The sequence below is a fragment of the Rahnella sp. ATs2 genome, from assembly GCF_051851855.1.
Classification (GTDB): domain Bacteria; phylum Pseudomonadota; class Gammaproteobacteria; order Enterobacterales; family Enterobacteriaceae; genus Rahnella; species Rahnella variigena.
The window spans coordinates 65968-78420 of record NZ_JBLYPL010000016.1; the positions used below are offsets into that span (position 1 = coordinate 65968).

Sequence of the window (12453 nt, forward strand, 5' to 3'; positions counted from 1 at the left end):
GAAATCAAATGCCTATATACACACCTATCATCATCAAATTGGGACTGGGGATACTGTGCCTGATTGTCCAAATCAACCTTATGGGTAAAGGCAATCTTGCCCCGACATCTGCAATGGATCAGGTTCAGAACTACGTTCTGGGCGGTATCATCGGTGGCGTCATCTACAATGAATCAATTACAGTGCTGCAATTTGTGTTGGTCTTAATTATCTGGACGTTGCTGGTCTTCATTCTTAAATTCCTGAAAGAAAATAACCGGTTTGTGAAGCGGATTATTGATGGTAAACCCATTACGCTGGTACATAACGGCAATGTGGATGTTAAAGAATGTTTGAGAAATGGCGTTTCAGCTAATGACCTGATGTTTAAGTTAAGATCTAATGGCATTTATGAAGTTGAACAGCTTAAGCGCGTGGTCCTCGAGCAAAATGGTCAGTTAACAATTATCCAAAGCGGTGACGAGAATATTCGTTATCCCATCATCGTGGATGGATCAGCAAACTTCGATCTGCTTGAGATAATTAATAAAGACGCTGAATGGTTAGAAGCAAGGATCGCCGAGCAAGGTTTCAAAAAAATCAGTGAAGTCTACTTGGGCGAGTACCTTTCGGGCAGGATTAATTTGTACGGATATACGCGATAACTGCCGGGCTTAAATCAGTTCTCACGGTATCGATGATGTAGCGGGTGGTCGACAGGCAGTCCGTACATGTAAAAACCCGGCCTTTAGCCGGGTTAGAATTAGGACCAATAACCGATACCCAGTTTGAGTCAGTCATAGAGCCATTTACCTGCTCGTGCCGAATCAGCAAGCATTTTTAGCGTAAGCGGAGCTGGTTCGAATTCCTTAACTCGGAGTGATTTAGGCAGCAGGAAATTTGGAATCATGCTTTTTTCATTGGGCCAGTATTTCAGAAAACTAAACCCCTGCGTGTCTACCTCAAAGGCCTTGAAATAGCTTTCCATGATTTCTTCTCCAGTCTCCCACACCCAGACATAACGCCCCGTGGTGAGGCTGGTGTCAATCGTGACAGGCCATTTCCCCGACTTGTTCCATCCTGCATTATACCAGTCTATGACATCCTCATTAGTTACCATAGGCGGTCACTCTCTTTTGCAATAGTGTTGTAACGACTTGTGCTTTTCCAGACAATTTGAGATATGTCACTTGCAAGGATTACAATACCAAGGAAAGGAATCCAGCGTGCCACAAATGCTCCAAGATTATCGACATAGGAGAATTTGAGACGCCTGATACTTCCAGTCGTTAGTGTGCGCCATTGCTTGACCTCGGTAGTTAACCATTGCCGCAAATAGTAGCTTAATGGTGAAGTTCCCTTCGTTGTTCCCATCGGCTTGGCGCGTGTGCTCATAATGGGCTGACCAAGGATAAACATTGCAAGCCCAGCTAAGTCAGTAACACCAAGTTGTTTACCCGCTTCATCCAGAAATACCCAAAAATATAACTCACCAGCAGAGATATTCGATAAGCCATCAAAGTAGTATCCGCTGGTCTGTTCGGTGGTATCCATTAACTTTTATCCGGTTACGCGTTCATTCCATGCGTCTGAAAACTGAATGTTCCCATCCAAATACTTCCAGGTGATCTTCTGATAGCGCAAGTGAACCGCTTCTTTATGACCAACATTTATAACTGTTTTTGTGTCGTGCATCATCGGAACAACTGAGACAATTTTCACGCCCTCGAGGTACATATTGAAATACTCAACCTCTTGCCCCGCGTCATTAATTCGATACCACTTAAATTCTGCTGATTCCAGCGTTTGGCCAGTGGCCACAGCCTTATATAGATATGGGCTTGATGAATCAAAATCCTTCTCAATCTGCATAGCGCCATGGATACGTGTTCCTGTCAGCTTACCCGTACCGTTATCTGTGGGGATGCTAAGGGAATGTCCGAAAGAAGTAACTTCTATTGAATGCTCACGATCTTTAACATCTACAGAACCTTTGATCAGTGCGCCGCCATCGTCTTTAAGCCATAGATAAGCTGGGATTGCCATTTTTATAAATTCCTTTTAAATGTGAGGCTTTAAGCTATTCCTTCGCAGAGCAGGAAACAATTAGCGAATCACGTAAAAATAAAAGTTTCAGAAGTTTATTATGAGTTTTTAAGGGATTTACCGCAGGCTCTTCCCCTGTATCGCCTGTTGTTGTATTGCGCGTTTGTAGTCAATTTTCAGAAGTGCCCCTGAAAATGGCATGTGTTCTAACTGCCTTTTCGACAGCCCAAGCCGTGCCGAGGTGACATACAGTGATTGTTCATTATGACCAAACGCACAGCTTGTCGGCCGCTGAACGGGAAGGGGGATCAGCTGGGCTATTTCTCCTTCCGGAGATACCCGCGCGACGGCCGCGCCATCGAAGAGCGTACTGAGCAGAAATCCATTCTGATCGACGATCAGTCCGTCTGGCTTACCTTTGCCGGGATCAATACTGATAACGACGCGCCGATGGCTGAGGTTGCCTGATGTCGGGTCGCACTCATAGCGATAAATTTCTCCACGCCGGGAATCCGTCACATAGAGTATTTCGCCGTCGCGGCTGAATCGCATGCCATTGATAAGTGTGAAACCCGAATCCAGGGTGTGCCAGCGATCATCAGGATCCAGGCGATACAGATAACCTGTTCCGTCCTTCAGGTCTTCATCTATCAGCCCGACCCACAGGCGGTCTGCACTGTCCATACACGCATCATTAAGCCGAAAGCCTTCTTGTGCGTGTGGCGCGGTGGCGATTCGCCGTCGGTTTCCTGCTGCGTCAATTTGTTCAACATGACAACCTATACCGAGGAGTAACTCACCCGAGCTTTTTTCTGCGACAAAACCGAGCGGAGCGGGCATCGGGTGGCTGAAATTTCTGCCCGTGGCGGGATCGAAAAAGTTCAGAGAGGCCCCCAAGGTATCGACCCATAAGAGTCTGGCTCTTGAACGGCTCCAGATAGGAGATTCCCCCAGTATTGCCTGGCCTGCAAATATCACGGATACGCCATTCACGAGCGTGGCTCCACGGCGGTAATCGCGATCGACGCCCAGTTTTGTGCAACCTCCAGAGCGGTGGATGCCTGAACCGCCCGAAGATTTCGGGGATAATCTACACCCGCGGCCTCTGCCGCTTTGGTCGCATGGAATTGCCCGTTCGCAGCACGAAGGATCCACCCGCCCTCGGTACATTGTGCGCTGGCAAGATATGCCACGCCCGGAGCCACCGCCGATGGCAGAAGTTCATCAGGTTCTTCTTCTGCACCCCACATACGTGTTTTGGCGACGGGGGAAACAGCATTCACGATAATGCCGTCACGTTTGCCTTCTTCCGCCAGAACATTCACGAGGCCAGCCACCGCCATTTTGGCTGCCGCGTACGAGGCGAGTCCCTGATGCACATATTGCGGATAAAGCGCGCGGCAAGAAGTGGTCATTACGATGCGCCCATAGCCCGCCGCTTTCATCGCGGGCCAGACCGCCTGGGCAAGCCAGAGAGGCGCCTTAGCCGTGACAGTCATCATGCGGTCAAAAGAACGCTCTTCTATCATCACGATTTTTTCGTAAGCCACCCAGCCCGCATTATGGATCACGGCATCCAGCCGCGCGGCAACACGCAGTGCGTCTGCGCACAGTGTATGGCAGCCCTCACGTGTGCCAAGGTCTCCCGTGATAACCCGTACGTCCAGACCTTCTGAGCGCAACGTATCTGCCGCGCGCTCTGCGACCAGCGGATCGGTGCCTTCACCCTCTGGGTTGGCTCCGATATCCTGTATCAGAACCGTTGCGCCAAGCTGACCGATACACCGGGCATATGCCAGACCCAGCCCGCGAGCTGCGCCGGTGATTAGTACAACCTGATCTTTAAACGTCACCATCTCATTTCTCCCGTTAACACGCTTTCATTGGGAAAAGAGCATAAAGTCACGCTTTCGATAGATAAAATACTGACTATGAGGCTCTGTGATACTTTAATTGTATCGGCAGTCAGCAAACGCATTGAACACAGGGAGAGCCGGACATGGCGACAGAAAAGCAGGCACGCGTCACTTTAAGGATGATGGAGCAATTCATCGCCGTCGCGGAGGAATTGCATTTTCATCGTGCTGCACTGCGCCTGAATATGTCTCAGCCGCCGCTGACCCATGCGATAAGAAAACTGGAAGAGGATATGGGCGTTATGCTGATTGAGCGCGGTAACCGCGTACTTGGCCTGACGCCAGCAGGAGCGACGTTTGTACGTGAGGCACGTGAAACACTCCGACAGGCCGAAAAAACCCTTATTTCAACGGTTGATGTGGCTGAGGGACGAACAGGAGTTTTAAGGCTGGGCTATGTCGGAAGCGCGCTGTATGGTCGCCTGCCTGATGTGATCCGTGAATTCAGGGCAAGCCATCCGCAGGTGCGTCTTGAACTGCGTGAAGCGACAACGGCTTCTCAGATTGCTGCTTTACGCGATGAAATGCTGGATATCGGAATACTGATCCCTCCACTTGAAAACGCGGAAGACGTCGTGAAGACCCGCTTTGACCAGGACCGTCTCTGTATAGCGATGCCTGTAGATCATCCCCTGAGCCAGCGGACAAATCTTACGCTTGCCGATCTGGCCGCTGAGCCTTTAATTTTGTGGCCAATGGCAGAAGGGCGAAGCTTTCATCTGCAGGTGATCCGCCTGTGTGCCAATGCAGGTTTTGTGCCGACGATTACTCAGGAAGCGCACGGGATGCACGCTGTGCTGTCACTGGTGTCTGTCGGGGGCGGGGTGTCCGTCGTGCCACAAAGTATGAGTGGCTTTCGCCAGGATCAAATCAGCTATCATCACTTATCGGGTACTGAGCCCGAATTTGAGCTGGTTCTCGGCCATCGTCACCTGTCTGCTTGCGCGAGGGCTTTTCTGAATTGCGCGCAAGCGTAGCAGGAGAGGGTTGCGAAACCAGCAGTCTGCGAGATGCAGGAAAAGGGATCTGAATACCACAAAATGAATTTTTTGTGACAGTGTCACTGTTATTCCTGATACTTTCTTGCGAAGACCTCGCAGAACCAGTCGATAAAAACACGGACTTTCGAAGGCAGGTAGCGGCGATCGGGATACAGAACAGACACTGGTTTTGTGACAGCCGCGTAATCCGTGAGAACTTCCGTCAGTTTGCCAGACTGAATGTGAGGTTCCAGCGCTGTCCGTAACGCATGCACTAAACCCAGCCCTTCCAGCCCGCAGGAAAGAAGTACATCGGAATTGTTAACCAACATATTACTCCCCGGTCGCCGTGACATAATTTCTCCGTTCATCACATATTTCCAGTCCATCACTTCACGGCTGTGTTCACTGAAAAAATTGATCGCTTTATGATGCACAAGCTCATCCGGCGTCAGCGGAACACCGTATTTATCCAGATATGACGGCGCAGCACAGGTGCCCATACTGACGCTGCCCACACGGCGCGCGCTAAAACCGGAATCGACCAACTCTCCCAGACGAATAACGCAGTCAACACCTTCTGAAATCAGATCAGTCAGGCGATCGGATGCGGTGAGTACAATGTCAATTTGCGGATAAAGGCTTTGAAACTCACTTAAAGAAGGAATAAGGATTGCGTGTGTCAGGGCAAGCGGAGCATCGATGCGCAAGCGCCCGCGCGGCGGCTGGCTGGGAGAAAAAACCGCCATCATGTCGTTGACGTCGCTTAAAAGACCTTTAGCGCGCTGATAAATTTCTTCTCCTTCCGCCGTCATACTCAGGCTGCGCGTGGTGCGGTGGAGAAGTTTTATCCCTAAATCGTCTTCCAGGTGTTGAATGGATTTACTGACAGCAGGACGATGTAATTGCAAGGCATCTGCGGCTTTGGTGAAACTGCCCAGTTCGACAACCTGAACAAAAATACTCATTAACTCAAGCATATTAGTACGCATCGTTTTTTCTCCTCTTCCGGCAAATACTACCCATCAATGACCAGGAATGCGGGATGTACCTTACCCGAATTGTTTCCCCTGCAATAACACTGAAATCCTTTGCAGTGACTTTTTCCCCTTTCTTTTGCGCTCTAACATGGCTTTATCTTATGCAGACAAAGTGGACGCAACGAAATGAAAGCATGGTTATTGAAAGATTTTGGTCTCGAAAATTTGCACCTCGAAGAGGTCGAAACACCGACGCCGGGGCCAGGTGAACTTCTGGTTAAAGTAGGTGCGGTCTCCCTGAATTTTCGTGATAAAGCGATTGTTGAAGGCTTTTATGAGCCTCATCTGGTTCCAAAACCGCTTATACCTGTCTCTGACGCGGCGGGAACCATTGTTGCCGTGGGCGAGGGGGTAACACGTTTTCGCACCGGCGATCGTGTCAATTCACATCTCTATTCGCGCTGGCTGGATGGCGAACCCGCAGCAGATGAACCCGCCTGGTGTATGGGTATGCCGCTGCCGGGAGGACTGGCTGAATATATGATTATTCACGAAGACAGCGCCGTCAGAGCTCCGGACAACATGACTGATGAAGAAGCGTCAACATTGCCTATCGCCGCGCTGACCGCCTGGTATTCGCTGATGGACATCGGTCATCTTCAGCCCGGCCAGACGGTTTTGGTGCAAGGTACCGGTGGGGTATCTGTTTTTGCTGCGCAGATTGCACATGCGTACGGTGCGAAAGTCATCGCCACGTCAAGCAATGACGCCAATCTTGAGCGGATTAAGGCGCTGGGCGCAGATGAGGGAATCAACTATAAAAACACGCCTGACTGGGAGAACAAAGTGCTTGAGCTGACCGGGGGTAAAGGCGCCGATATTACGGTGGAAGTTGCCGGGGGTAACGGGGTTAATCAGTCGGTTGCCGCCACTAAAGTGGCCGGGACGATTGCTCAGGTCGGTTTTCTCACCGGACAGACCTCACAGCTTGATCTGATGCCTTTGATTTTCCGGCAGACGACGATACGCGGTATTGCTGTTGCACCGCGTTCATCCTTTGATCGCATGAATCCTTTCCTCACTGAACATAATATCAGGCCGGTCATTGAACAGGTGTACAGCTTTAGTGACGCGATCGAAGCGTTCAGACACCTCTCCCGTGGCGCATTTGGTAAAATTGTTATTAAGATCGGTGACTGATCGCCAGGAATTACGCTTTGCACACAACGTGGTATGACCCTCTGTCCCTTGATATTAAGGAACAGGGGTCATATCAGCATGATGAGTCTGAAGGTGAAAAAACTAGAGGATCAACAGCCGCTTCAAAGCTGCGTCGCCGTCAGCGCAATCTTATGATTCAAGGTATCACTGATTGTATCGACCCAGAGTTTGGTATTTTCCTGTGTACGGGTCTTGCGCGGAATATCGATTTTAAATTCATCCGTGATGGTACCGGGTGAACCCGTCAATAAGAGAACGCGATCGCACAGCATCACGGCCTCTTCAATATCATGCGTCACCAGAATCATCGACTTGGTTTTAATGTAGTGCTTCTCCCACAGCTCCAGCAGATCCTGACGCAGCTTATGGCCGGTATAAATGTCGAGCGCGGAGAAAGGTTCATCGAGCAACAACAGCTGAGGTTCAACCGCCAGAGCTCGTGCAAAACCAATCCTCTGCCGCATCCCGCCGGATAACTCTTTTGGATAGGCGTCCGCATAACCTGAAAGACCGATCAGGTCGATCATATCTACCGTCCTGCGGTTCACCTCACTGGCGGGTAAACCTAGCGCCTGCAGGCCAAAGGAGACATTGCCAAACACGGTTAACCATGGGAAAAGCGCAAATGTCTGAAAGACCATACTGGTATCCGGGCAAGGGCCGGTGACGGGTTGATCATTACACACGATGGAACCGAAGCTGCTGTCAACCAGCCCGGCAATCATGCGCAGTAAGGTGGATTTCCCTGAGCCAGATCGTCCGAGCAAGGCAACAATTTCATTTTCGCTGACCTCCAGATTGATGTTATCCAGAACGCATTGCGTATGTTTTTGGTCCTTCTGAAAGGACTTCGACACATTTTTAATTTCTAAAACAGTACGGGTATTTTTCATGTCATTATCTCTTTTTAACTTTATTTATAAGCGAGTTAGTCAAATTTAAACCGGGTTTCTGCAAAACGATAAAGTGGCTGCCAGATGAATATCACGCAAAGGGCAACCATAAAGCACATGGCAATGCAGCCCAGAGCAGCCTCAGGGTTTTGCCCGGCCTCGGTGGTGGTGGAAATGAATGCGCCCAGTCCGTTGGTTTTGAGAGTGACGTCGCCCCAGTTCAGTACTTCGGCAGCAATGGCAGCGTTCCAGGCTCCGCCGGCGGCAGAAATAATGCCTGTCACGATGTAGGGGAAAATGGCGGGCAAAATATACTTGCTCCACCACATCCAGCCTTTCACGCCAAAGACCCGGCTCACATCCACCATCTGACTAGGGATAACAGACGCCCCGGCAATCACGTTAAACAACACGTACCACTGCGTACCCAGCATGATCATCGGGATTGTCCAGGCATTCAGACTTTGATGCCAGGTGATCAAAATGACGGTGACAATCGGATAGAAAACGTTAGACGGAATGGCTGCCATGATCTGAATCACGGGCTGGAAAATACGCACCAGTCGCGGACGCAGGCCGATCCATACGCCCAGCGGCGTAAAGATAACAATGCTTAGCAGCATGGCGATGATTACCCGCGCCGCCGTCAGTCCCATCCATTCAGGAAGCTTTGACAGATACTGGAAGGGCAGATAACCCCATAAAATATTGCCGTAGTACAAGCAGGCGACGGCAATCGCCAGATACCACAGACTCGCCCATAGCCAGTTGAGTAATCCGAGGAAATTAAACAGACGACTCAGCCCCAGCAGGTACCACGCCTTAGGCAATGTGAACAGCCAGAACTGGCAGAAGCGGCTGCCCAGTTTTCCCAGCAGCTGCCCGGTGAATGACCGCTGCAAACAGCTGTAAAACCAGGAGGTTGGCCGTTCAGCATAAGAGGTATCTTCATATTTAAACTGGCTGGCAAAGCGCACTAACGGGCGGAAAAGTAACTGGTCAAACAGCACGATGGTGATGACGAGAGCCAGCACGCCCCAGAGCACACCGTGGATGCTTCCGGCATCAATGGCCTGACCCAGAAACGATCCGACACCGGGCAGATTGACGTTATTGTTGCCGATAGTCAGCATCTCGGAGGCAATCAGCGCAAACCATGCCGCCGACTGAGACACCATGGTATTCCACAGCAAACCGGGGAATGAGTAGAGAAATCCCAGCCGCCAGAACCGTTGCCACGGGTTGCATTGAAACGCGCAGGAGACTTCGGTGAGTTCGTTCGGCACCACGCGTAAAGTCTGATACATCGTCAGCATCATATTCCACGCCTGCCCGGTAAATACGGCAAAGATGGCGAGCCCCTCAAGCCCCATAACACTGTGCGGATACAGCCCCAGGAAGAAAGCAGTGGTAAAGGTCAGGAATCCCAGGAGAGGAACGGACTCCATAAAGTTCACAAAGGGCAAAATAATGCGACGCATCGCAGCATATTTTGCTGCCAGCACACCAAATACGATGGTGAAAATGAGTGAGAACGCTAACCCAAACAGCAGGCGCATGGTGGTACGTAATGCGTAATAAGGTAAGTCTTTATAGTCTTGTGTGACTGGCGGCAGCGTGCTCCCGTCAAAAGGCGTGTGCATACCTTGCCAGCCATAAATCAGTAATCCTGCTAACAGACACAATATTGAGATGATAATCAGATCATTCAGGCCGAATTTATTCCGGCTCATCACTGGGGTGTTCTTCTGCATAACGTTAATTCTCAGTGGGAATTTTTATATCGATTAAAACCGATAAGCAGAGAGAATAGGGCGTAATTAATCCCTCCGGATAAATGGAGTTATTTATACGCCGCATTCAATTTAGAATAATGTTCATCACGGTAACAGTGTAAGACGTCGATACCGTAACGAACCTCGCCCTGTCAGGGGAGAAGACTGTCTATTTGCGATTTAATCGCACGCTGGTAATGTGTTGAGAAGTATTGCTTCAGGGTCTGAACGAAAGGAAAGGACCGCGGCGCCCTGGCAGTTGGGACCGTAATGCTTTTATTGGCAAGCGTATCGCTGAAAGATGAAGAATGTGTAGTCTTCAACATCAATGGAAAAACAAATTTTTGTAACAGCATAGAGCACCTCGATATAACAGCATCGAAATAAAGATAATCTTCGCCCTTAATTTATCGGGCTTGTGGTTCTGATTATCCTTACAGACACTGACAGGTGCCGGGGATAATCAGGTGTTGGTCGGAATACCCGACGGGGGTTCATCGTTTAACATACACGTCCTCTTTAGATTTATTATTAAATGCAAGCGGATACTATCAGGTTAATATTAAACAGAACGTATATATACACACAATTGAGAAGACTTTCTCCGGGGTGTTAATTGGGCAGGATCTTTGGAAAGAAATAACGCCGTTTCGTGAGAAAAACGCAACACAGCCTGATTGGTTATTGAATGGCATTATCAATATTATGTGCAGTGTTACTGAAGCGCAGTTACAGCGCCCGACATCATATCGGGCGCTGATTTTAGTCACTCAGTCACGCATGATCAGAACGAGAAACACGAACATCCCAGCGCGCCCCAGAAGGCGTTGTCGTTGGACACCGGGACATCCGATCCGCGGGCGATGTCATGGCTGTGTTTATGCACGCCACACGGACCGGCGCACTGATGTGCCTGACTAACCAGCCCGACGCGCGCGGCACCTTCTGGCGGGGCAGAGCGGTAATGGCCAGGCACTTTGGTGACCGGCGACCAGTCCGGTAAGACCGGGATTGCTGGCGGGGCGAGCGGTGAGAAACTGCCTGCCGCGTACACCACTTTGCCGTCCACGACGGTCATCACCGATTCAATGCCCTTGATGCGTTCTTCCTGCACACTGAAGAAATCCTCTGAAAGCACCGCCAGATCCGCCAGCTGTCCGGCTTTGATCTGCCCCTTTTTGCCCTGTTCGCTGGAGAACCATGAGCTGCCCTGCGTCCACAGCATCAGCGCGGTTTCGCGGTCGATGCGCGCATCGTCGTCGTACATCGCCATGCCGCCAACGGTGCGGCCGGAAACCAGCCAGTACAGTGCTGTCCACGGGTTGTAACTGGCAACGCGCGTGGCGTCGGTGCCCAGCCCGACTGGTAAACCGGCGGAAAGCATTTTCGCCACCGGCGGCGTATGTTTAGTGGCTTCGATGCCGTAACGGTCAGCGAAATATTCCCCCTGAAACGCCATGCGATGCTGAACGGCAATGCCACCGCCCAGCGCTTTCACGCGTTCGATATTGCGCTCAGTGATGGTTTCCGCATGGTCAAAGAACCAGTGCAATCCATTGAACGGAATGTCTTTATTCACCTTCTCGAAGACATCGAGCATACGGCTGATCGACTCATCGTAAGTGGCGTGCAGACGGAACGGCCAGCGGTGTTCCACCAGATGACGCACCACGCGTTCCAGCTCAACTTCGGTACCCGGCGGTAAATCCGGACGCGGTTGCAGGAAGTCTTCAAAGTCAGCGGCGGAAAACACCAGCATTTCGCCCGCGCCGTTGTGACGATAGAAATCGGTGCCTTGTCCCGGTTTCAGCATATCGGTCCACAGCTCAAAATCTTCCAGTTCATGCTGTGGCCGCTGGGTAAACAGGTTGTAAGCGATACGCACGGTCAGCTGATTTTTCTGATGAAGCTCATCAATGATCTGATAATCCTCAGGATAATTCTGGAAGCCGCCACCCGCATCAATCGCGCTGGTCAGGCCGAGACGGTTTAGTTCGCGCATAAACTGGCGGGTGGAATTGACCTGCTGTTCCAGCGGCAGTTTCGGGCCCTTAGCCAGCGTCGAATAGAGGATCATCGCATTCGGTTTGGCGATTAACATACCGGTCGGATTGCCGTTGCTGTCGCGCTGAATTTCTCCGCCCGGCGGATTTGGCGTGTCTTTGGTGTAACCGACGACCTTCAGCGCGGCGCGGTTGAGCAGGGCACGGTCGTATAAATGCAGGATAAATACCGGCGTGTCGGTTGCTGCCTGATTGATCTCTTCCAGCGTCGGCATTCGGCGTTCGGCGAACTGAAATTCCGTCCAGCCACCGACCACGCGGACCCATTGCGGTGATGGCGTGCGCAGTGCCTGTTCTTTCAGCATCCGCAGCGCATCGGCCAGAGAAGGCACGCCTTCCCAGCGCAGTTCCAGATTGTAGTTCAGCCCGCCACGGATGAGATGCAGGTGGGAATCGTTCAGACCGGGGATCGCCGTGTGACCGTGCAGATCCACCACCTGAGTAGACGCATCCGCGAACTGCATCACTTCATTTTCAGTGCCGACAGCAAGAAATTTGCCGTCTTTAATCGCCACGGCGTTCGCCAGGGGTTTCTCCCGGTCAACGGTATGAAATTTGCCATTAATCAGGATCAGGGAAGCAAAACTTGTCATTGGAAAA

General features: G+C 50.9%; 12 protein-coding genes. 3 read left to right on the plus strand and 9 right to left on the minus strand.

Annotated features, from left to right (window positions below; all coding sequences use genetic code 11):
- Positions 1-8 precede the first annotated feature (8 nt).
- Positions 9-644, plus strand: a complete 636-nt coding sequence (locus ACJY2G_RS17495) for a DUF421 domain-containing protein (RefSeq protein ID WP_112289659.1) — start codon at positions 9-11, stop codon at positions 642-644.
- 128 nt (positions 645-772) lie between these two features.
- On the opposite strand, the gene ACJY2G_RS17500 is transcribed toward ACJY2G_RS17495, so the two are convergent.
- The 5 genes from ACJY2G_RS17500 to ACJY2G_RS17520 form a co-directional block, all read right to left on the minus strand.
- Positions 773-1099 (minus strand): DUF1493 family protein, encoded by a 327-nt coding sequence (locus ACJY2G_RS17500; RefSeq protein WP_120163407.1) that lies wholly within the window; start codon positions 1097-1099, stop codon positions 773-775.
- The gene (locus ACJY2G_RS17505; protein WP_113876487.1) at positions 1093-1533 is read right to left on the minus strand and encodes an STM2901 family protein; all 441 of its coding nucleotides are present in this window, start codon (positions 1531-1533) and stop codon (positions 1093-1095) included. Before ACJY2G_RS17505 ends, ACJY2G_RS17500 begins: the two co-directional genes overlap by 7 nt.
- A 6-nt stretch (positions 1534-1539) precedes the next feature.
- Positions 1540-2025, minus strand: coding sequence for an Hcp family type VI secretion system effector (locus ACJY2G_RS17510; protein WP_430319368.1), 486 nt, complete (start codon positions 2023-2025; stop codon positions 1540-1542).
- Between the two features lie 117 nt (positions 2026-2142).
- Entirely contained in the window at positions 2143-3018 is an 876-nt protein-coding gene (locus ACJY2G_RS17515; protein WP_439291965.1) for an SMP-30/gluconolactonase/LRE family protein, read from the minus strand.
- The gene (locus ACJY2G_RS17520; RefSeq protein ID WP_430319366.1) at positions 3015-3881 is read right to left on the minus strand and encodes an SDR family NAD(P)-dependent oxidoreductase; all 867 of its coding nucleotides are present in this window, start codon (positions 3879-3881) and stop codon (positions 3015-3017) included. Before ACJY2G_RS17520 ends, ACJY2G_RS17515 begins: the two co-directional genes overlap by 4 nt.
- 143 nt (positions 3882-4024) lie before the next feature.
- Here ACJY2G_RS17520 and ACJY2G_RS17525 point away from each other — a divergent pair, with 143 nt between their 5' ends.
- Positions 4025-4918, plus strand: a complete 894-nt coding sequence (locus ACJY2G_RS17525) for a LysR substrate-binding domain-containing protein (RefSeq protein WP_430319365.1) — start codon at positions 4025-4027, stop codon at positions 4916-4918.
- Positions 4919-5007: 89 nt separating this feature from the next.
- Here ACJY2G_RS17525 and ACJY2G_RS17530 read toward each other — a convergent pair whose 3' ends face one another.
- Entirely contained in the window at positions 5008-5913 is a 906-nt protein-coding gene (locus ACJY2G_RS17530; protein ID WP_430319364.1) for a LysR family transcriptional regulator, read from the minus strand.
- A gap of 174 nt (positions 5914-6087) precedes the next feature.
- Between ACJY2G_RS17530 and ACJY2G_RS17535 the strand changes: the two genes are divergently transcribed.
- Positions 6088-7101: a zinc-dependent alcohol dehydrogenase family protein gene (locus ACJY2G_RS17535; protein ID WP_430319363.1), complete on the plus strand. Its 1014-nt coding sequence runs from the start codon at positions 6088-6090 to the stop codon at positions 7099-7101.
- A 122-nt stretch (positions 7102-7223) separates the two neighbouring features.
- Here the strand turns inward: ACJY2G_RS17535 and ACJY2G_RS17540 are convergent, their stop codons facing one another.
- The 3 genes from ACJY2G_RS17540 to ACJY2G_RS17550 form a co-directional block, all read right to left on the minus strand.
- Positions 7224-8015 (minus strand): ABC transporter ATP-binding protein, encoded by a 792-nt coding sequence (locus ACJY2G_RS17540; protein WP_113876484.1) that lies wholly within the window; start codon positions 8013-8015, stop codon positions 7224-7226.
- A 35-nt stretch (positions 8016-8050) separates the two neighbouring features.
- Positions 8051-9769, minus strand: a complete 1719-nt coding sequence (locus tag ACJY2G_RS17545; protein WP_430319362.1) for an ABC transporter permease — start codon at positions 9767-9769, stop codon at positions 8051-8053.
- Positions 9770-10574: 805 nt separating this feature from the next.
- Positions 10575-12446, minus strand: a complete 1872-nt coding sequence (locus tag ACJY2G_RS17550) for an amidohydrolase (RefSeq protein ID WP_439291966.1) — start codon at positions 12444-12446, stop codon at positions 10575-10577.
- Positions 12447-12453 lie beyond the last annotated feature (7 nt).